This window comes from Pseudoalteromonas sp. TAE79, from assembly GCF_000498015.1.
Taxonomy (GTDB): Bacteria; Pseudomonadota; Gammaproteobacteria; order Enterobacterales; family Alteromonadaceae; genus Pseudoalteromonas.
The window spans coordinates 1-21,891 of record NZ_AUTL01000135.1; the positions used below are offsets into that span (position 1 = coordinate 1).

Sequence of the window (21,891 nt, forward strand, 5' to 3'; positions counted from 1 at the left end):
GGGCTTATTATAAATTCGACCACTTAAGTACATTACTTTTGATAAGACATTCCATGTCCCGTCTGTTAACATTAATCTTGGCATGTAGGTTCGGTGTAAAGTTTTCTGGCGAATTCAATTATACCTTATCTTCATGCTGTTTGTTTTTCATACCACAAAGATCAACACGCCCTAGAGAAAGAAATTTTTGACTCTATTGAGCATAAACTAAAAAAAGAGTCAGAAACCGCCGTTCTTTTTGCCGATACCCTTCAGTATATAATTGACCTAATTGTTTTATTTCCAGCTGTTTTTAATGCATCAGAAACTAACAAAGTGCTTTATAAAAAGCGTATGGATACAATTTTGTCAGAAGTTGATAGGCGCTGTGAAATATTGCACTCGGTGAGTAAAGGTAATTCAATTCAAATAACGGAAACGATAAAGCTATTTAAAGCTGTTGTGTCGTACCAAAGTTTTGTAGCTGATGATAATTTTAATATTCATGCAGACTTACTTCATGTGAGAGGTCCAATTCTTCGTAATCCAGTAACAAAAACCATTTACCATAATTACCTAGGTTTGTATTACAACAAAAAAGGCATGCATTTATTACGAGAGTCGCTAAATATGAACTCTGTAGATATTTTATCGATTGATGGTTTAGAGCTGGCTAAGAAAAATATTAATACCATAGAGCCATCAATACTTGAAGAAGTAAGTATGTATCTTAAATCTGCCGCTGAGCAGTTCGATAAAGCACTTAAAGTATCTAGCGAAGATGTTATGTGGCCTGGTTTTATTAATTACAATAAAGCACGTACGGTATATTTTCTAGCTTTACTATCAAATAGCGAACTTAATTGGTTAGATATTCTCGACGAAGCAATAGAGTCTCGCAGCAGGTTAAATCGACTAATTGACGAAATTTTAATGATAGACAGATCAAAACCAGCCAATATTGTTAGCACACATTTAAGAGAATTTTTTCTATATCAAGAAGAGTTAGCACGCACAGTAAAATTGAATATTTTACTGTCGAATAATCTAACCAGACAAAATAATGCACCTATTATATATAAAGGGATTAATATCACTGATATATCAAACGAAAAACTAACTGACTTATTTGTTTCAATACAAAAGTTTTCTACAGTTAGTATTTACCAAGAAAAAATTATAAGTCGACTTAAGAATAACCTCGCTGTGACAAACTAACAAAGCTTCAGCGAGAAAGTAGGGGATATACTATTTTTACGGCTTTTTGCTCATCATAAAAAAGCCACTTACCTATGCATGAAAAGTCATAGCAAGAATAAATGGCTCTTTATTAAAATGTTTTTTTTGGACTGAACTTATTTTATTACACTTTTCCAATGCTCAAATCAGGCATTAAATTGAGCCTGTTATGGATAGCATGATGGATGAAAGATAACTTAGTTCGCACCGCTTGAGTTAGTACAAATGGGTAGGCATCGGCAAGTCCCATGCTGCGATTTAGTGAATTTAGAATGATCGAAAATTCCATCCAAGTATCTAAAATAGCATCAATCGATGTTTGTGAATTAAAGTAATATGCACTTTGTGGCAATCTAAGCTCGTCTGCTTCATCTAATTCAAACTCATTACCTGTTGTTGAGCCTGTAATTGAAAAGTTTTTGGCTGTTTCTAAAGTATCGATAATGTGCATGTAATGCGCCCATGTTTCCGCCCAGTCTTCATAAGGGTGCATAGTAGCGTATTCACTGATAAAGGTTTCATGCCAGTTAGCTGGCGCGCCTTGCTTGTAATGAGTATCGAGCGCTTGCTGGTAATCTAATTCGTCATCACCAAAATATTGCTTACATAAAGCACGTTTTTTTGGTGAATTTGCGATTAGTTGATCAAAATAATAATGACCGAGTTCATGGCGAAAATGGCCAAGTAAAGTACGGTAACGCTCGCCCATTGCTATTTTAGCTTGAGAGCGTGCTACGTCGTCTGCTTCAGCTAGGTTTATAGTGATATGCCCGCAATCGTGTCCTGTAAATACAACGTCTTGACCTATAATAGGGCTTACAAAGTGATCGCTTACGTTACGGTCTGCTATAAAATCGAAGCTTAATCCGCTTTCAGGTTCTTGAATCGTGGTATTTAAAGGGAGTGATAATGATTTTAATGTATACAAAGCGCGACGTTTTGCTGTCTCCATTTTTTTCCATAATGGAATATGTTCAACAATACTTAAATCGGGCACCGTTTCATTAAAGCGGCACGAAAAACACAGCACTTCGTCTTTATCGGCAACAGGTATAAATGTGTCTAAATTAACCATACCATTGCATACGTGATACTGAGCGTTGTTATCACATTTTTTATAAAAAACTTCAGGCGCTTCTGCTTTGTAAAATAACCCCGATTGCTCATCAATTTCATAGGGTTCAACTTGGTCGAACTCATCATCAATACCCACGGTTCTGCCGCAAGCCAAACAATGGCTGCTTTCAAAAAATAAAATAAGTTGATCTGTGCAATTACATTTAAATGTTTTCATATGTTACCGAATAAAAAAGAGACCGTATAAACCACTTTTACTTAGCGCTATGCTATTGGAGGATAGTGGTTAAATCCTTTTTAAAAGTTCAGACTTTTTAATATTAAATTCATCATCACTCAACGCATTAGAGTCGCGAAGTTGTGCTAACTTTTCAATAATTTGAAGTGTTTCGTCTACCGAGTATTGCCCCACAGTATTATTAGCCGGTGCTTCAAGTTGGTTTGGTGTTGACGATGCAAAATTCGGCTGCGTTACTTGCTGCGTAAAATCTTTTTGTGGTTCTGGAGGCGTTGGCGTTTGCCCTGAAATTAATGGCAGGGTATTTACATTAATTGTCCCCCACTGACTGTTAAATGTAAGAGAGGTATTATTGCCTTGCTGTTGGCTTACACCACCAATATTATGATCTAACGTGTCGTATACGCTCACTTGTCCATTTAATTCAACGGCTAAGCGATTAGGGAATATAGCGTAGCGAATATTATTTTGCGCACCACTGCTAAATGGGCTGCCTAGGTTACCTGGCCACCACTGATTGCTGCCAGGCGATCCTACAGGAATAACCGGAAATATTTGGTTATTGCTCAATATATTAGCAAGTTCGTTGCACAAGTTATCAACGGTTGATTTTAAACCGTTGTTAAACATGTCGCCAACCATTGTCATTCCGCCACGCATCCATTGACCAGAACCACCAAGCTCTGGGCAATTAAACTGTGCCATTGAGCAACCGCCGTTATTAACGCTAACTAACATGTGAATTACTGCATCGTGACTGAGGTTATAACGAGATGCTATACCATTAACTAAGTTTTCACCGACATCTGTTAGCTTTTGCATAAGAAAATATCCTATTAGGTAGATTGGGTTGATTTAAAAAATCTTAAATACGCTAGGGCGTGTTGATTTTTGGGATTGAAATTTGTTCAATCTAGGGGCGATTTAATCGCGGCGCGAGGTTTGTAACCTAGTGGGCTAAGTAAAAACCGAGCAACAAAGAGTCAATCGTCCCTAGAAAGAACCCAGGGGCAGCGCATGTTTGGCATTTATGCTGCGTTATCGCCTATGTATGGGGAACAACCACACATCATAGACTCTGCCTTGCTTAAATACCAAACACACTGCTGCAAATTCAACCACCAAAGAACAACACGCCCTAGTGCTGCATTACCTTTAGCTTTGATGATAATGAAAAATTAACAGGTTAGTGAGGTGTGCTGGTTTTTCAAATTGGACGTGTTCTGTTTTGTTTGAAATTAAAACACACCACTGCAAAACTAATCTTTAAAGTAAGCATCTATGTATTAAAGTTGCTTGTTTTATCTCATCGAGATCGTTAGTTTTACTGTAACGTAAGCGGTTAAAAATCGCTCTAGTATAGCACCGTTACTTACTTTAACAGCAGCTTTATTGTGAACTATTTCTTACTATTTAATGATTGTTTTTAATGATTTTTAAACTCTAAATAAATACTTTTAATTATAACCGTTTAGCGTTATAAATAACGGAGTAAGTATTTTTAAAAATTAACTTTATTTGTTTCATTTCAATATTTTAAATTAATTAGCTTTAATTGTAAGTTATTTTAAAGCACTATTTTGGTGCGTTTTCTGCACCATTAAAAATCTAAAATTGATGGTTTAAATTACACTAAGTTTACTATTTATTGAATAGGCGTGTTTTTCCTATTAATTAGGTCAAAACCTTTATGCATAACGTTGCTTTGTGCAAGAGCCGCGAGTGGGTGAACAGTACTACTTAAGCAAGTCTTTTGGTATAAAAATTGCAGAAGTGAATTAGTCCAAATAATATTTTCAGCGTTATATTGTGGCCATACATTATTAAAGGGGAATTAATAGATGACAATTACAGTTGGGATTTCGCACCATACTCAGTATAAATACGACCGGTCAGTTAATATGGGGCCGCATATATTCCGATTACGTCCAGCGCCACATAGCCGTACAAAAATTAAAAGTTATTCTTTAAAAATAGTTCCAGAAGATCATTATATAAATTGGCAACAAGACCCTTTTGGTAATTACCAAGCGAGGGTGGTGTTTAACAAGCCAACTACCGAATTTAGTTTTACAGTTGATTTGGTCGCCGAACTAACGGTTATTAATCCTTTTGATTTCTTTTTAGAAGATTACGCCGAAAACTTCCCGTTTGTTTACGATGCTATTTCAAAGTCAGAACTCTCTCCTTATTTAAAAAAACGCAAAGCCAGTCCAAAATTTAAAGAATTAATTGAATCTTTAAACCCTAAAGAGCCGCTTAGAAGCGTTGATTTTTTAGTGGCTGTTAATCAAGCTATTTATGAATTAGTAGGTTATGGCATTCGTTTAGAACCCGGTGTGCAAACGGCAAACGAAACAATAAGTAAAAAAACAGGTTCGTGTCGTGATTCTGCTTGGTTGTTAGTACAATTGTTTCGTCATTTAGGGTTGGCATCTCGATTTGTATCGGGTTACCTAGTACAGCTAACCTCAGATCAAAAATCACTAGATGGCCCAAGCGGTCCAGAAGAAGATTTTACCGATTTGCATGCATGGACCGAGGTGTATATTCCGGGTGCAGGTTGGATAGGGCTTGATCCTACCTCGGGTTTATTTGCTGGTGAAGGTCATATTCCATTGGCGTGTACGCCAGAGCCAAGCTCGGCAGCGCCGGTGACCGGCGGTATAGATGACTGTAAATCTGAGTTTAGCTTTTATAATAAAGTAACGCGTGTACACGAAGACCCACGTGTTACTAAGCCGTATTCTGAGGCGCAGTGGGCGGCAATTAACCGCTTAGGTCAGCACGTTGATAATGTTTACAATGAAGAAAACATACATTTAACCATGGGCGGCGAACCTACGTTTATTTCTATTGACGATATGGAACATCCTCAGTGGAATACTGAGGCCGATGGTAAAGAAAAAAGAATATTAGCTCAAAATTTATTTGTAGAAATGAATAAAGTATACACAAAAGGTGGCTTTACTCATTACGGACAAGGTAAATGGTATCCGGGTGAGCCATTACCACGTTGGCAATATGCGTGCTATTGGCGCAAAGACGGCGAGCCTTTATGGCAAGATGCTGCACTATTAGCCGATCCTAATAAAGATTATAAATTTGATCATATCGATACTAAAAAGTTTGCTGATAAACTGTGTGACTCACTTGGTCTTGAAACCAAGGCACTTACTACGGCTTATGAAGATATTTTATATCACATGTGGCAAGAAGCCTCATTACCTACCGAAATAAAGCCAGATCAACCAGAACTTCTCCATGCAATGAGCCGAAAAGGCTTTTTAGCTAAAATGGATAAAGGCATAGAAAAGCCTGTTGGCTATGTTCTACCTTTAAAATGGAACGATAGTAAAAACTGTTGGCAGTCGTGTACGTGGGAGTTTAAACGGGGTCATTGTTTTTTATTACCGGGTGAATCACCACTTGGTTATCGCCTACCTTTAGACAGCCTTGAGTGGAGCGGCAATATTATTGACCGCGACCCGTTTGATATTCCAGAAAATTTTACCAAAGCTAAAAAGCTTAAAAAGGGCTTTATTGGTAAAGAAATGGTTAAAACTGCGCTTGTCATGGAAGTGAGAGAGGGGCGTTTATATATATTTATGCCACCAACAAGTCATTTTGAACATTACATGGGTTTAATAAGTAGTATAGAGAGTGTGGCTAAAGAACTTAAAATGCCGCTTGTTATTGAAGGCTATAGCCCACCTAAAGATAGCCGCGTAGAAAAATACGCTGTAACGCCAGATCCAGGTGTTATTGAAGTAAATATTCATCCTTCAACATCGTGGGATCAATTAGTCAGTCGAACCACAACGCTATATGGTTTAGCAAAAGAATGCCGATTAGGTACCGATAAGTTTATGGCAGATGGTCGCCATACTGGTACTGGTGGTGGTAACCACGTAACGCTTGGTGGCGAAACACCTGATCAAAGCCCATTTTTACGCAGACCTGATATTTTAAGAAGTTTTATTACCTATTGGCAGCATCATCCTGGTTTGTCGTATTTGTTTTCGGGGCTTTTTATTGGTCCTACAAGCCAAGCACCGCGAGTGGATGAAGCCCGTGATGAAGTTTTATACGAGCTAGAAATTGCTTTCTCACATATGCCCGAAGGTGAGGTGCCTGAGCCTTGGTTAGTTGATAGATTACTGCGTAATTTATTGGTGGATTTAACGGGTAATACACACAGAGCAGAATTTTGTATAGATAAGCTCTATTCACCCGATTCAGCCACAGGTCGTTTAGGGATTGTAGAATTTAGAGGCTTTGAAATGCCTCCACATTCACAAATGAGTTTAGTGCAAATGCTACTGTTGCGTACTTTACTTGCTTGGTTTTGGAAAAAACCTTACCACAAGCCATTAATACGTTGGGGTACTGAGTTACACGATAAGTTTTTATTACCACAATATGTAGAAAACGATTTAGCTGAAGTAAGCCGCGATTTACAACAAGCAGGTTTTCAATTTCAGTTAAGTTGGTTAAATCCATTTTTTGAATTTAGGTTTCCGGTATGTGGCACGCGAGAACTTGATAACGTTACACTTGAGCTTAGAACCGCAATCGAGCCATGGCATGTACTAGGCGAAGAGGCAAGTGCGTCGGGTACGGCGCGCTATGTAGATTCGTCATTAGAAAGAGTGCAAATAAAAGTACAAGGAGCAATGAGCGATCGCTATGTTGTAACGTGTAATGGTCGAAGAGTGCCGCTTAAACCGGTTAAAGGTAAAGCAAAAGATGAAATGGTCGCGGGTATACGATACAGAGCTTGGCAACCACCTACAGCGCTTCACCCAACTATTGGCGTACATGCTCCATTAGTTTTTGATTTAATCGATACGTGGGAAGGTCGTTCAGTTGGAGGCTTTGTATATCATGTGAGCCATGCTGGGGGTCGTAATCCTGAAACGCTACCGGTTAATGCATTTGAAGCTGAAGGGCGCAGAGTTGCAAGATTTTGGGAGCATGGGCATACACCATCGTTACTTGCATCAGCAGAACCAAGCTGGAGCCCATCGGCGGTTACGCATAGTTTTCAATCGGCGCAAAGCGCAAGTGAATACGTGGTACCTGATGAAGAAAGTAGTAATCCTGATTATCCAAATACCTTGGATTTACGCAGGCAGCCTAACTTTAAATAATAATTGATAGTTGTGTCATTCCACTTTGAAATTATTTAAAGTGGAATGACTAAATATTTTTAAAGCATCATTATGAACACGGCTATTTACTATAAATTGGAGCGCTTTCAGCTTGTATATTAACAATAACGCGATGCCGGAATTGCCTGAGTGGTTGTCTCTATATCTTGATAAATCACATGGACATGATGAACTAGCAAACCACAGTGGTTTAAACCCAGACCATTGGGATACTTTATTTAAGCGTTTAGCTAGTCTAACAGCAGATGATGTTAGTAGCCGCGCTACAGAAATAAGCCAATTGCTACAAAATGGCAATATTAAAAATGAAAGCAATAAGCAGTGGCACTTCGACCCATTGCCATTTATGTTATCTAAAGCTGATTGGGCGTTGCTCGAAGAGGGAATAAAACAAAGAACCCTTTTATTAAATAAAATTCAGCAAGATATTTACGGTGACCAAACATTATTAGTTGATGGTCATATTCCTGCAAAGCAGCTTTTTCAAAACCCGAATTACTTACGCGAAGGTTTTAGTTTACCTAGTAACGAATTAACACTCTTTTTTACTGCATTAGATGTTTACCGCACGCCAACAGGCGAATTTAAAGTATTAAGCGATCATTGCCAGTGCCCGTTAGGCTTAGGGCTATTAATTAAAAGCCGTATTATTGCAAGGCGTGTAATGGCTGAAGAATTTGCCGAATGTAATGTTCAGCAAATTAAAGAATTTTTAAATTTATTCCAAGAGGGTATTAACGAATATACCCATTATATGGATGACCCACGAATTGTAATTCTCACCCAAGGAATTGATGACCCTAACTACAACGAGCATGCATTCCTATCTACCTACTTTGGCTACACATTAGTACAAAGCGCCGACTTAACCGTACGTGGTGGTGACGTTTGTTTAAAATCGTTACAAGGCTTGGGTAAAATTAATGTCATTTTACGCTGGGTTTCTGATCGTTGTATTGACTCTTTAGAGCAAACTGAATATTCACTTCATGGTATTCCGGGCTTATTACAATCGGTACGACAAGGGTCGGTTAAGGTTTTAAACCCGTTTGGTAGCGGTGTGCTCTCGTCACCTTCAATAAAGTGCAACTTAGAAAAGTTATCGCAGCAAATTTTAAAACAACCGCTGTTATTAGGTGAGCCAAATTATTTAAGTGTAAAAGAAGCGCAAGCCGTTGATTGGAATAACCTCGAACTACTATCTGCTATAGACCCTACACTTAAGTTAGATGGAGTGTTAGACGAGCAAGAAATAAAGCTACTTATTAGCAAAGAACCCGATAATTACTTTTTTCAAGAAAAACCTTCTTTTAGCAGTGCACCATTTTGGCATGACGGGCAATTAATCTCCAAGCCAGTGGTATTTAGATGTTATGCATTAACCACAGAAAATGGCGTAGAAGTACTTCCTTCAGCACTGTGTTTTTCGAACGAAAAAAGTAACAATCCGAGAATATCTGGTTGGATCAAAGATACATGGATAAATACAGCCGATAGAGTTGATTTAGGCGAGCATAATCCACCGGTACCAATTAGAAAAAGAATGGATGTAACGCTACTCGAAGGGGTTATTTCGAGCCGTACGGCTGAGCACCTTTTTTGGTTGGGTCGATACTTAGAACGCTGCGAAAACACCATACGTATTTTGCGTATTTTTATAGACAAGTACACCGAGTTTTCTGTTTACCCAGATTCAATACGAAAAAGTATAGTTGCACGGCTTTCTAATGCCATTAGGTCGCAATATATTGTTTATCCCTATATAGAACCTGATTTAAAACTAGATGGCATTGATGTAAATCTGTCTAAAGAAACCGCCTTTCAACTCCTTGCAGACGAGCAATGCGCTGGCAGTATTATTAATACATTAAAGTACATTGCAAATGCGTCGGTGCAAATTCAAGAATTACTATCTCATGATAGCCGCCGAATAATTGATGATATTAATGAGCAAATTAAAGTATTTAAAAATGTAAATATTAATATTCCAACGCGTGCAATGCAAAGCAGCCTAGATAGAGTTATAGGCTCAATTATGGCTTTTAATGGCTCGATTGCAGATTGTATGCCAAATAGTAATGGCTGGTTTTTACTCGAAATGGGTAGAAGAGTAGAGCGTAGCTTACAAATAACATCACTAAGTGCGGCTTTATTAACCAAAGAGTTAGACGAGCCCGAAGAGCTTGGCTTACTTGAAGCAGTGCTAAGTTGCCAAGTTAGTTTAGTTACGCATAAGCGCCGATACAGAATGTATCAAACCATTGGTACAGGGCTTGAGTTATTACTTTTAGATGCTGAATACCCACGTTCTTTATTATTTCAGTTAGAGGAAATTAATAAGTTATGTAAGCATTTACCCACAAAACGCAGGCAAGGCGTAATTGCGGCACACGAAAAAGCAATTTTACTATCTAAAACAAGTTGTTATGTAACTGAGAAAGATTACCTACAAAAAAGTGAAAATGGACAACGTAACCAGTTAATCGAATTTAACCATAATACGCGTATGAACTTAGATACATTTTGTGATGTATTATTACTACAGTATTTTTCTCATACCCAAACGGCAAATAAATTGAACTGGACTAATATTGAGCAAGCTCAATCGTGAAATATAAAATAAAGCACTCGACTACATACAACTATTCAGACTTTGTTAGTTTGTGTCAAAACCAAGCGCGATTAACGCCAAAAACGAATCGCGGGCAAATATGCCACAGTAGTCGTATAGAAATTGAACCTACTCCGACTTACTTACAAACATTTACTGATTATTTTAATAATCAGGTAACAGCATTTGAAATAGCAATACAGCATAAAAAACTTAAAGTCACGATGATCAGCGAGGTAGAACTGTTAGTCGGCGCTAATAGCAATTTAGAGAGTGTTGATATTGCTTGGCGAAAAGTACGTGATTTATTGGTTAAACCAAATACGGCAGAATTATTAAAAACGTCTGAATTTGTACTACCTTCACAACTTATTTCAATAGATAAAGGAATTAAAGAATACGCATTAATTTCGTTTGATGCACACAAAAATATAATTTCTGCGTGCACAGATTTAATGGCACGGATTTTTCATGAATTTCATTATGATCCTGGTTTTACTACAATTAGTACGCCTTTGAGCACTGTTTTTGCACAAAAAAGGGGCGTTTGCCAAGACTTTGCACACTTTGCGCTTGCATGCTTACGCAGCGTGGGGTTAGCAGGTCGATACGTAAGTGGGTACATAGAAACCATGCCGCCAGAAGGCGAAGAAAAGCTAGAAGGTGCAGATGCAACTCATGCATGGTTTGCGGTATTTGTGCCAAACTTTGGCTGGGTTGATTTTGATCCAACAAATAATGTTTTACCACGCGATCAGCATATTACTCTAGCGGTAGGGCGAGACTTTTCTGACGTAACTCCTTTAAAAGGAGTGGTATTTGGTGGCGGTAGTCAATTGCTTGATGTAGCGGTTGATATGATTCGAATGGAATAGCAGTTTAACTACGTCATATATGATGATGGATAAGGTGAAAGAGTGTATGAAAATTGATTGGAAAGCGTACCAAACAAAAGGTTTCTTTGATGAATTAATTGATGCACAAGGAAACGTTAGATCGCATGGAACACAATTAGCACAATTTTTTGCTAATTTATCAGCAGAAGAATTAGTAAAAGCCAGAGCGGTTGCTGATTTAGCAATTAAAGAAATGGGTATTACTTTCACGGTTTACAACGAAGGTAATATGATTGATAGAGCCTGGCCGTTTGATATTATTCCTCGAACTATTGGTAAAAAAGAATGGCAAAGCGTAGAGGTTGGTTTAAAGCAACGTGTTGAAGCGCTAAACCTTTTTATAGATGATTTATACCACGACCAAAAAATAATAAAAGATGGTGTTTTTCCAAAAGGGTTACTAGAAAAATCAGTTAACTTTCGCGAGCAATGCGTGGGAATAAACCCGCCAAATAAGATATGGGCGCATATTTGTGGCTCAGATTTAGTACGCGATGGTAGCGGTACAATGTATGTGCTTGAGGATAACCTGCGTGTTCCTTCTGGTGTATCTTATATGCTTGAAAATCGCTCTGTAATGAAGCGTGTATTCCCTGAATTATTTGAGCAAGTATCGATTTTACCTGTTGATGATTACCCTTCACAATTATTTGATATGCTAGCGGCAATGTCGCCTCGTCCACAAGATAAACCAGAAGTCGTGGTACTTACTCCTGGGGTATTTAACTCCGCTTATTTTGAGCATTGTTACCTTGCCCAAGAAATGGGTTGCGAACTGGTAGAAGGGCGCGATTTAGTTGTTGAAAAAGATGACTGTGTATACATGAGAACAATCACAGGGCTACAACGAGTTGATGTTATTTATCGTCGTATAGATGATTTATTTTTAGACCCAGAAGCCTTTTTACCAGAATCCCAACTTGGCGTTCCTGGATTAATGCGTGCTTGGTCTAAAGGTAATGTGGCTTTAGTTAATGCACCAGGCGCAGGTGTTGCTGATGACAAAGTAGTTTACGCCTATGTACCTGAGATGATTAAGTACTACTTAGGCGAGGAAGCTAAACTTGCTAATGTCCCAACGTTCAAATGTTTAGATCCGAAAGAATGCGACCATGTGATTAAAAATATCGATAAGCTTGTTGTTAAACCTGCAAATGAATCTGGCGGATATGGATTATTAATTGGTCCTAAATCGACTAAAAAAGAACAAGAAGCGTGTATTGCTCAAATTAAAGCGGACCCACGAAATTGGGTAGCTCAACCAACATTAGATTTATCAACAGTACCAACATTTGATGGTAATAAACCAGATGGTCGACATACCGATTTAAGACCGTTTATTTTATCATCAGGTAAAGATACGCAAGTTACCACTGGTGGATTAACGCGTGTTGCTATGGTTAAAGGCTCTTTGGTGGTTAATTCATCACAAGGTGGTGGCAGTAAAGATACTTGGATTGTTGACGAAGAGGCTAAATAATATGTTATCAAGAGTAGGCGAAACTTTATATTGGGTATCTCGATACATTGAGCGCGCGGAAAATGTGGCTCGTTTAATCAACGTTAACAATTTACTGATGATGGACTTACCCAAAGGCGTATGTACCGGCTGGGAGCCATTAATTGATATTATTGGTGTGCGTAAAGCGTATTCAGAAAACCATACTGATTTTACTGAACAAAAAGCATTAAGGTATTTACTTGTTGGTAGTGATAACAGCTCGTCAATTTTAAACTCTATTACTTCGGCACGAGAAAGCGCGCGTACAATTCGCGATGTAATACCGCGAGATGTATGGGAAGAAATTAACTCTCTTTATTATTATGTAAAAGATAATCAAAAAGAAGGGATAACAAAGCGCGGACGTTTTGATTATTTAAAAAAGATTATAGATTCAGCCCATCAAATATTTGGGGCGTTAGATGCAACAATTAATCATGATCAGGGCTATGTTTTTATCCGCTTTGGTTCGATTATAGAGCGCGCAGATATGACATCGCGAATTTTAGATATTCGCTCTGCTACGTTAATTACTAATGAAGAAGAAGTGAAGCCGTTTGATAATATTCAGTGGATCAGTTTATTGCGTTCGTTAAGTGCTTATCAAATGTATCGCCAAGAAATGGGCGTTAGAGTACAGCGTGCTGATGTAATAGAATTTGTGATGCACAGCAAAGTATTCCCACGATCTATTTTATTTTGTATGAATGAATTAAAAGCATTGGTTTTACCTTTGCCAAACTCAACAGAAATTATTAAATCAATTGATGATGCAATTGTTGAGTTAGAAAATAAAGACGTACGAGTACTTAAAAATGGTCTGTTGCATGACTTTATCGATGAAATACAAATAGACTTAGCTGGAATACATAACGGACTGGCCGAAACGTATTTTTTAAAACAAGCAGAATAATAAAAACTGTATATTGTTAAATGACTGCTTAGTCTTAAGCGGTCATTTTTTGCTTAAATTTATTTATAATAATTTTAAAACCTGCATAATTAATCTTTACTTCCTCATCCGTTGGTATCGCAATGAAAATCATCTCGACTAATATCTCTAAAATTAAAACTCTTATTCATAATGGTAAAGAGGTGAAAACGGGAATATTCAAAACGCCAACTAACGAACCTGTTGTTATTGAAAAGCTAAATATTATAGGGGATGAGCAAGCTGATTTAGTTAATCACGGCGGGGTTGATAAAGCGGTTTACGCGTTTTCGCACAATCATTATGATTATTGGAAACAAACCCTCGAGAATGATGATTTGGCAGTAGGTGCCTTTGGCGAAAACTTCACGATTTCTGACCTTGATGAAGCGAATATACACATAGGTGACCATATTCGAATTGGTACTGCATTACTTGAAGTAAGCCAGCCTCGTGTGCCTTGTTTTAAATTAGCTATCGCCCTTAATAATAAAAACAGCCTTAAACTGTTTACGCAGCATTACTGCACTGGCGTGTATTTTAGGGTACTAGAGCAGGGCGTTGCAAAAACGGGTGATAGTGTTGTTATCGAGAAGAAAGCCTCGCACGACATATCAGTAAAAAAACTGTTCCAGGCTTTTTTTGATAAAAAATATCCAGATTATGAAAGTGTATTATTAGCAGCACTCGAATTGCCGGAGCTTGCTCTTGAGTGGCAAACTAAAATTAAAAAGAAGCTTTGTATTAAAAATGAACTAAGTTAAGCGTAAATTGTTATTTATAGAGGAGCTAGTAAAAAAGATAAAACCTGCTATACCTAATGTGATAAATACTATAATTATTATAGTGTTATTAAAAAACTGTTGGGTTAGTAGCTAAAATAGGTGTCGTATATGAATATCTCCAGAAAACTGATGCTTATTGTGATTTTAACAGCTGCAGAGGTAAGTATTACTGTTTACTCAGCTTTTGAAATAGCTAAAGGGGCCAAGTTTCACCAACTTAATTTTCTTCACTTAAAATATACTCATCAACTTACTAAGTCAGTTAAAAAAATAGAAAATGATCTCCCCATAGATATAAATACCATTGAGTCAGATATATTGTTAATTAGGCAGCAACCAATTGACTGTATTGAAGAAATAAATCCATTAAATTATGCTGTTATGAAATTTATTAACACAGAGCAAACTTTAACAATTTGTGAAAAAGATATAGAAATTGCGGATAAAACACTACTGTCAGTTACTCAGTATGAAAAAGGTGAACTCAGTAGAGCTGATTTTTTACTAAACCTTAATGTTGCACTTGTCAGCTTTAACAAACACTCTGAGATGTTTGAAGAACCAATCAGAAAAACAGTATCGTTTTTACTAATGACGTTAATTCCACTTGTTATCGTCATATCTTTTTTTAATATTATTTTTATAAGTTACCTTTCTCGTACTATATCCAGCTCTATTCGAAATCTTACCCTGCTCTTATCAAGTAAACCCGAAAGCAATATTAACCTAGATGATGAGCTTGATATAAAAACGTCGGGTGAATTAAAAGCACTCGTTATCGCGGCCAGGCAGCGGATTAAAAATGATCTTTTAAATATTGAAAACAGTATTGAACTCAAAGAGATTATAAATAGCCAAACAGCCTCCCTGAAGCAAGCAAATGACGAACTTGCACAGTTTTGCATATTCTCTCCAGCTTTGATCACCCAATTGCATTAACTTTGATCGCTTATTCTCATTAAGCTTTGATCACTAAAATCACTTGTAAATGATCACTTTTATGCTCTTAATGATTTTGCCGATCAAAGCTTAATACCACTCGTAACCGAGTTCACGTTTTATCATTTTTGTAGGTGTGTTAAACCGTTATCTGAATCGTTTGATGAGGATAACAACAATGACAACAAGACCTATATCTATGAGTAAATTACATTCCATTTTACGGCTGAAGTACTCAGCACAATTATCCCATCGAGAGATTGCCAGAAGTTTAAATATTTCACCTGGTACTGTGGCTAATTACCTTAAAAAGGCCAATGAGTTAGGCTTAAATCAATGGCCAATACCAGAGGATAAACAGCAAAATACATTTTTCAACACCAAACTCAAGCGCTTCTCAACGCGTAAAAAAAGACACCCTACGCCTGACTGGTTAAATATCAATAAAGACTTAAAACAACATAAACACCTAACATTACAGCTCGTATTTGATGAGTTACTTGAAAAAGTGGGTGAGCCTTATTACAGCTACAGTCACTTCTGCCGAGCTTATAAACAATGGTTAGGTACCCAGCGACTCTCAATGCGTCAGCAGCATAAAGGGGGTGAAAAGCTGTTTGTGGATTATTGTGGCCCCACAATTACCATTACTTGTCCGACGACACAAGAAAAGCGCACTGCTCAGATATTCGTTGCTGTGCTAGGTGCATCAAATTATACCTATGTTGAAGCAACGTATAGTCAGCAACTTGAAGATTGGGTAATGAGTCATGCGCGTTGCTTTGAATTTTTAGGCGGCGTTCCTGACGTTGTTATTCCCGATAATCTCAGAAGTGCTGTCAGTAAAACCTGTCGCTACGAGCCTGATTTAAATCCGACGTACCACCAGTTAGCCGAGTACTTTAACGTTGCTGTCATTCCGGCTAGACCTTATAAACCCAAAGATAAATCGAAGGCTGAAGTCGGCGTACAAATTGTTGAGCGTTGGATCATGGCACGCTTACGTAACCAAATCTTCCACAGCTTAGCGCAACTCAATCATGAAATAGCAAAGCTACTGGATATGATGAACAATAAGGTGATGAAGCAATATCAACAATCACGCAAACAGCTATTTGATATGGTGGATAAAAATGCATTAAAGCCATTGCCTGAAAAGCCCTATCAATATACACAAATCAAAACAGTACGTGTGCATATTGATTACCATGTTGAAATAGAAAAACATTACTACAGCGTGCCTTATCTGTGGGTTAAAAAACAATTACGCGCACACATATCCAATCAACTCGTGCAGCTTTATTATGACGGCACTTTAATAGCACAGCATCCTCGCTCAAACCGTTTAGGCGGACATACGACACAGACACATCATATGCCAAAGGCGCATCAAAAACAGCATGAGCAGTCACCGATAAATTTACGCTCATGGGCATTGAGTATCGGTGATTATACTCATCAAGTCGTTGAATTATTGCTTAATAGCAAACGTCATCCAGAGCAAGCTTATCGCACCTGTTTAGGGGTGTTAAGTTTAGCTAAAACGTATTCAAAGGAACGCCTCGAGCGAGCATGTTACCGAGCAATTTGCATGAATACGACCACACACAGATCTATTAAGCAAATGCTGCAAAAAGGGTTAGACCAACAACCATTACCCACACTCCAAACAGAGCCAGAAAAGCCAATTACACACAGCAACATACGTGGCACAGACTACTACCATTAAGGAATGCAAACATGATAGAAACAATTAATCAGCAACTTCAATTGCTCAAGTTATCGGGTATAAAGCAAGCACTCAAGCAGCAGCTTGAACAGCCAAACCTATATCAAGAACAAAGCTTTATAGAGCGCGTCAGTTTATTGCTAACGCATGAAATTGATACGCGTGACCAAAGAAAAATAGAGCGACTGGTGCGACAAGCAAAATTCCGTGTACCGGGTCAGTTAAATCAACTCATTTACTCGCCGAAGCGTAATCTAGATAAAGCACAAATACGCGGCCTCAGCCAAAGCACCTGGCTGAGTTTACATCAGAATATATTAATTACAGGCGCCACAGGCTGTGGCAAAACCTACCTCGCGTGTGCCTTGGGTCACGAGCACTGTTTACAAGGAAAAAGTGTCTTCTATATTCGATTAAAAGAATTACTTGAAAGTCTATTTCTAGCACAGGCCGATGGCAGTTATCGAAAATTATTGGGTAAACTCATTAAATACGACTTACTTATTTTAGACGATTGGGGGCTAGAGCCACTCAGTGCTCAGCAACGAAGCGACTTACTTGAATTAATCGATGCTAGATATGGTTATAAATCACACATCATCATTAGTCAGTTACCACAGGAAAATTGGCACCAAATGATCGGCGAATCAACGCACGCTGATGCTATTTTAGATAGGCTGATTCATGGTGCAATTAAGTTGAATTTAAAAGGAGAATCGATACGAAAACAGTTAAATGAATTGACTGATGATGATCAGTTAAGTTAATTTAAAAATGGCTCTACAAAATGATAAATCAAGCGATCAAAGCTGATGAGAATCGGTGATCAAAGTCATGAGAATACGCACAGTTTGCTTATCGAGCTTCTCATGACCTGAAATCACCGTTGTCAGGGGCTAAATCCCTTGCGCATTTTGTTATTGAAGATATAAAAGCAGGAGATACTGAAGAGGCAAGTCGAAATGCATTGGTTATCTATCAACAAATGGAAAAGTTAGAGACACTTGTTGTTGATATTTTACTATTAGCTAAAGCTGAAATTGGTAGTGAAGATAGAGATGTAATTGATTTTAATCAGTTGATTATTGATATGAAAGAGCGACTCACTTGGCTTATGAAAGATAACCCTTGTAAGCTCGAGACAACAATTAATCTATCAGTACCTATAAAGTCAGAAAAAGCGCGTTTTGCTCAAATTATTGAAAACTTAATTTCAAACGGGTTGAAGTATTACGACAGAAATAAAGACTCCCCTTATGTCCGCTGTGATATTTTCAATGAGCAAGAGACGTTTTTTATTACTGTTACAGATAACGGAATGGGAATACCACAAAAGCATCAAGGTGAAGTGTTTGATATGTTTAAGCGATTTCATGCACAGACGAGTACGGGCTCTGGTTTAGGGATGGCGTTGGTTAAAAAACATATTGAGTACTTAAACGGTGAAATATCACTGCAAAGCTCTGATAAAGGCACAACATTTAAAATAGTAATACCATTGGATAAGCTAATATGACAAAAATTAAACCCCCTATATTAATTGTCGATGACAACGAAGTTGACCGGTATATTCTTAAAAGGCTAATAAAAGAAGCCAAGTTAGATCTTACAATTTTTGAAAAAAAAGATGGTCAAGAAGCATTAGAATTTTTAGAAAATTATGAATCTAATAGAATAAAGTACCCTGATGGATTTCCTCCAATTCTTATATTTTTAGACATTAATATGCCAAAAGTTAATGGCATTCAATTTTTAGAGAAGTTCTCTAAACTCAGAAAAATGATAGAGATAAGCTCGTGTGTAGTTATGATGTTTAGCTCATCTGAAAGAGAAGAAGAAAAAAAGATTATAATGTCACACGACTTTGTAAAAGGTTACCTTGTAAAAGGAAGTTTTCAGGCAGCAGAGTTAAAAGAAAAAGTCATGGCTGTTATTGGTCAGCATTTAGATAAATACAGCTGATGTGCATGTATTTTAAGTTTTAACCTATTAGGCTGTGCCAATTGAAGAGCCTTTAGTTTGAGTATGTGGCTCAAACCAAAGGTTTTTAGCTTAAAGTTATATAGGTGTCTGATTTAAGCTTCAATTTTACAGAGGCTCAAAATAACCTATTTATTTAAGGATGATTTTTTACAATAGTCATCGAGTATCAAGTTAATCTCGTTTGCAGGCATAGGTTTTGAAAATAGAAAACCTTGCAAGTAGTCTATGTTTAGTTTTTTACATAGCTGATGTTGGGCTTTCGTTTCGATTCCTTCAGCTACCACAAAAAAATCTAATTTTTTTAGCATTAAAGATAAACTCTCGATTATTTTTAATCGCTTATTATTTTCTCCATCCAACGACTGCATGCTTTTGTCTAATTTTACTATATCAATAGGGTAAGATATTAGATGAGATATGGATGAGTACCCCATACCAAAATCGTCCAAAGCAATCCTAAATCCCTTGTTAGACAAAGAAGTTAATATCTCAATCACTTCTTTACTATTTTCCATAAAAGCTGTTTCTGTTATTTCAAGAATAATACTGTTGGTTTTTAAGTTGTATGTTTTGACTGTCTCTAATAAATAGCTCTCTAAAATCTCTTTTTGTAGCTGAATAGGTGAAATATTGATAGATAGTGTTAAGGGAGTTTCATAGCTTTGCTGCCATAAAGATAACTGCTCTAAAGCGCTCGCAATTATCCATTTTCCAAGAGGGGCTATTAATCGGCACTCTTCAGCAATAGGAATAAATTCATCAGGAGTATAATGAATGGTTGTATCTGGCCAACGGATAAGGGCTTCGACACCTGTCATTATTTGTGTTTTTGAACAATAAACAGGTTGATAAAATAGCCTAAAGTTTTTTTCCTCTATATGCTCTTTTATACTATTTTGAATATCCACTCGGCGACTAAATTCGTACTGATATTGCTCTTTGTAAAAGCTAATTCTACTTTTACCACTTTGCTTTGAGCGATACATTGCAATGTCAGCACATTTTAGCAGTTCATGAGATTCAGTCGCATCGTTTGGGTATAAAGCACTTCCTATACTAACACTGCAATTTAAAGTTCTACCTTCATGCAAAAAGGGTTTAGACACTTCAGCTAGTATTCTATTTGCTATCATACCTATTTGATTAATATTGCAAATTCCACCTATTATAACTGCAAATTCATCGCCTCCTAAGCGTGCAAATCCTTCATTTTGTCTCAGGCAACTATGAATTCTTTCTACTGTTTGTATTAAAATTTCGTCGCCGACACTATGGCCAAGCGTATCATTAATATTTTTAAAGTTATCTAAATCTAAAGCAAGTAACGCCACGCAGTTTTTAGCACGTTTATTGTTAGCTATCATTACTTTTAGTATTTCTTCAAAATGATATCGATTAGACAAACCAGTAAGCTGATCCCGTTCTGCCATATGCTTTACAGCAAGATAACTGTTGTGCATACGTTGTTCTGCCTCGAAGCGTTTTTTGGCATATATAAGTGCTTTATTTAAACTATCCCTCGTTATATCACCTTTTGGTAAAAAGTCTTGAGCGCCTGCTTCTATACACTCAATAGCCAAAGCTGAGTTCTCTGAGGAGCTAATCATGATAATTGCGGTGTTACCGAGTTTAGGCTTTGCACGCATTTCAATTAGCATTTCAATGCCATCTTCTTTAGGCATATTATAATCGAGTAGTATTATATCAAAGTGCGTGTCTTCAATGGCTTTCAAGCCCTCGGGTACGCACGTTACTTCGGTAATGTCATGATGATGAGAGCCATCAGAAATAAGCATTTTTTTAATTAATTTGCGATCAACTAAGTCATCATCAACAATTAAAATATTCATAAGTTCCTTCTAAGAGCAGCATCTACATGATGCTCGTTTATAATTGATAATTTCATAGTTAAACTTTGGGCCAAAAAATAGTGAATGTACTGCCGAGTTCCCCATCGGAGGCTACTTCAATTTTGCCTCCATAATTAATAATGAGCTTATTGGCAATACAGAGTCCGATGCCGCTCCCTTCAACATCATCTCGAGATTGCAATGTCTGAAATAACTTAAATATGAGTGAAAAATATTTAGGGTTAATTCCTGGACCATTATCTTTTATTTCAATAATGTAATATTGATTAGAGGGGATAAGTGAAATGTCGATAACCGAGTGCTCTTTATTGTTATGTTTTATTGCATTACTAATAAGATTTTGAAAAACAGTTTTAAAAGGGATCAGTGGTATATCGAGTACTTCGTTATTGGCGTGTATATCAACAGTGACAGCTTGTGGAACTTCTAAAATTTTTTCTATATCTTGGTAAAGACTTTCTAAAGTGAATCGCCCCGAGTTCATCGGAGACCAGTTTGTTTAAGTCAGGCCACTTTACCTGACTCGTTTAAATTATCATAGTAGTCTGTTTCATATTGAGCTGGTGAAATATACCCAATTGAAGATAATAAGCGTTGATTATTAAACCAATTGACCCACTCTAACGTTGCGTATTCAACAGCATCAACATTCTTCCACGGGCCATTTCTGCGAATAATCTCTGTTTTAAATAATCCATTTATTGTTTCAGCCAATGCATTGTCATAAGAGTCACCCACACTGCCTACAGACGCTTGAATTCCAGCTTCAGCAAGTCGCTCAGTGTATCGTATAGACAAATATTGGCTGCCTCTGTCGCTGTGGTGAATTAACCCTTCGGGGTTGCCACGATGCCAAATAGCTTGCTCTAACGCATCAAGAATAAGCTCTGTGTGCATTGTCGTTGATACACGCCAACCTACAATGTATCGTGAAAAAA

General features: G+C 37.3%; 17 protein-coding genes and 1 pseudogene. 13 read left to right on the forward strand and 5 right to left on the reverse strand.

Features of this window, described 5'->3' with window-relative positions; all coding sequences use genetic code 11:
• Positions 1 to 333 precede the first annotated feature (333 nt).
• Complete coding sequence (locus L655_RS0109375) at positions 334 to 1,197, forward strand: hypothetical protein (RefSeq protein ID WP_241764467.1); 864 nt, start codon at positions 334 to 336, stop codon at positions 1,195 to 1,197.
• Between the two features lie 145 nt (positions 1,198 to 1,342).
• Here L655_RS0109375 and L655_RS0109380 read toward each other — a convergent pair whose 3' ends face one another.
• Complete coding sequence (locus L655_RS0109380) at positions 1,343 to 2,512, reverse strand: putative zinc-binding metallopeptidase (protein ID WP_024604865.1); 1,170 nt, start codon at positions 2,510 to 2,512, stop codon at positions 1,343 to 1,345.
• Positions 2,513 to 2,581: 69 nt separating this feature from the next.
• On the reverse strand, positions 2,582 to 3,355 hold the full coding sequence (locus L655_RS0109385; RefSeq protein ID WP_024604866.1) for an SHOCT domain-containing protein: 774 nt from the start codon (positions 3,353 to 3,355) through the stop codon (positions 2,582 to 2,584).
• Positions 3,356 to 4,374: 1,019 nt separating this feature from the next.
• On the opposite strand from L655_RS0109385, the gene L655_RS0109390 reads away from it, so the two are divergent.
• The 12 genes and pseudogenes from L655_RS0109390 (at position 4,375) to L655_RS0109440 (ending at position 19,061) form a co-directional block, all read left to right on the forward strand.
• Complete coding sequence (locus L655_RS0109390; RefSeq protein ID WP_024604867.1) at positions 4,375 to 7,686, forward strand: transglutaminase family protein; 3,312 nt, start codon at positions 4,375 to 4,377, stop codon at positions 7,684 to 7,686.
• A 112-nt stretch (positions 7,687 to 7,798) separates the two neighbouring features.
• Positions 7,799 to 10,318, forward strand: a complete 2,520-nt coding sequence (locus L655_RS0109395) for a circularly permuted type 2 ATP-grasp protein (RefSeq protein ID WP_024604868.1) — start codon at positions 7,799 to 7,801, stop codon at positions 10,316 to 10,318.
• A complete protein-coding gene (locus tag L655_RS0109400) occupies positions 10,315 to 11,193 on the forward strand; it encodes a transglutaminase family protein (protein WP_024604869.1) in 879 nt (292 codons plus the stop codon). Before L655_RS0109395 ends, L655_RS0109400 begins: the two co-directional genes overlap by 4 nt.
• 46 nt (positions 11,194 to 11,239) lie before the next feature.
• Positions 11,240 to 12,694, forward strand: coding sequence for a circularly permuted type 2 ATP-grasp protein (locus tag L655_RS0109405; RefSeq protein ID WP_024604870.1), 1,455 nt, complete (start codon positions 11,240 to 11,242; stop codon positions 12,692 to 12,694).
• Position 12,695: 1 nt separating this feature from the next.
• Positions 12,696 to 13,628 carry an alpha-E domain-containing protein gene (locus L655_RS0109410; RefSeq protein ID WP_007585221.1) on the forward strand — a complete coding sequence of 311 codons (933 nt, stop codon included), beginning with the start codon at positions 12,696 to 12,698 and terminating at the stop codon, positions 13,626 to 13,628.
• A gap of 122 nt (positions 13,629 to 13,750) precedes the next feature.
• Entirely contained in the window at positions 13,751 to 14,410 is a 660-nt protein-coding gene (locus L655_RS0109415; protein WP_024604871.1) for an MOSC domain-containing protein, read from the forward strand.
• A 159-nt stretch (positions 14,411 to 14,569) separates the two neighbouring features.
• On the forward strand, positions 14,570 to 15,370 hold the full coding sequence (locus L655_RS0109420) for a hypothetical protein (RefSeq protein ID WP_241764468.1): 801 nt from the start codon (positions 14,570 to 14,572) through the stop codon (positions 15,368 to 15,370).
• Between the two features lie 178 nt (positions 15,371 to 15,548).
• Positions 15,549 to 17,099, forward strand: a complete 1,551-nt coding sequence (gene istA, locus L655_RS0109425) for an IS21 family transposase (protein WP_024604872.1) — start codon at positions 15,549 to 15,551, stop codon at positions 17,097 to 17,099.
• A gap of 11 nt (positions 17,100 to 17,110) precedes the next feature.
• The gene (istB, locus tag L655_RS0109430; protein ID WP_024604873.1) at positions 17,111 to 17,866 is read left to right on the forward strand and encodes an IS21-like element helper ATPase IstB; all 756 of its coding nucleotides are present in this window, start codon (positions 17,111 to 17,113) and stop codon (positions 17,864 to 17,866) included.
• Between the two features lie 92 nt (positions 17,867 to 17,958).
• Positions 17,959 to 18,126 (forward strand): annotated as a pseudogene (locus L655_RS1000000128350) (histidine kinase dimerization/phospho-acceptor domain-containing protein); the annotation flags it as partial.
• A 36-nt stretch (positions 18,127 to 18,162) separates the two neighbouring features.
• Positions 18,163 to 18,615, forward strand: a complete 453-nt coding sequence (locus L655_RS1000000128355; RefSeq protein ID WP_343222922.1) for a HAMP domain-containing sensor histidine kinase — start codon at positions 18,163 to 18,165, stop codon at positions 18,613 to 18,615.
• Positions 18,612 to 19,061, forward strand: coding sequence for a response regulator (locus tag L655_RS0109440; protein WP_024596059.1), 450 nt, complete (start codon positions 18,612 to 18,614; stop codon positions 19,059 to 19,061). The genes L655_RS1000000128355 and L655_RS0109440 overlap by 4 nt, the downstream gene beginning before the upstream one ends.
• A gap of 146 nt (positions 19,062 to 19,207) precedes the next feature.
• On the opposite strand, the gene L655_RS0109445 is transcribed toward L655_RS0109440, so the two are convergent.
• The 3 genes from L655_RS0109445 to L655_RS0109455 form a co-directional block, all read right to left on the reverse strand.
• A complete protein-coding gene (locus L655_RS0109445; RefSeq protein ID WP_024604875.1) occupies positions 19,208 to 20,932 on the reverse strand; it encodes a GGDEF domain-containing response regulator in 1,725 nt (574 codons plus the stop codon).
• Positions 20,933 to 20,990: 58 nt separating this feature from the next.
• Entirely contained in the window at positions 20,991 to 21,437 is a 447-nt protein-coding gene (locus L655_RS0109450; protein WP_024604876.1) for an ATP-binding protein, read from the reverse strand.
• 20 nt (positions 21,438 to 21,457) lie between these two features.
• Positions 21,458 to 21,891, reverse strand: a 434-nt coding sequence (locus tag L655_RS0109455) for an IS3 family transposase (RefSeq protein WP_024604509.1), incomplete at its 5' end; no start/stop codon positions are given.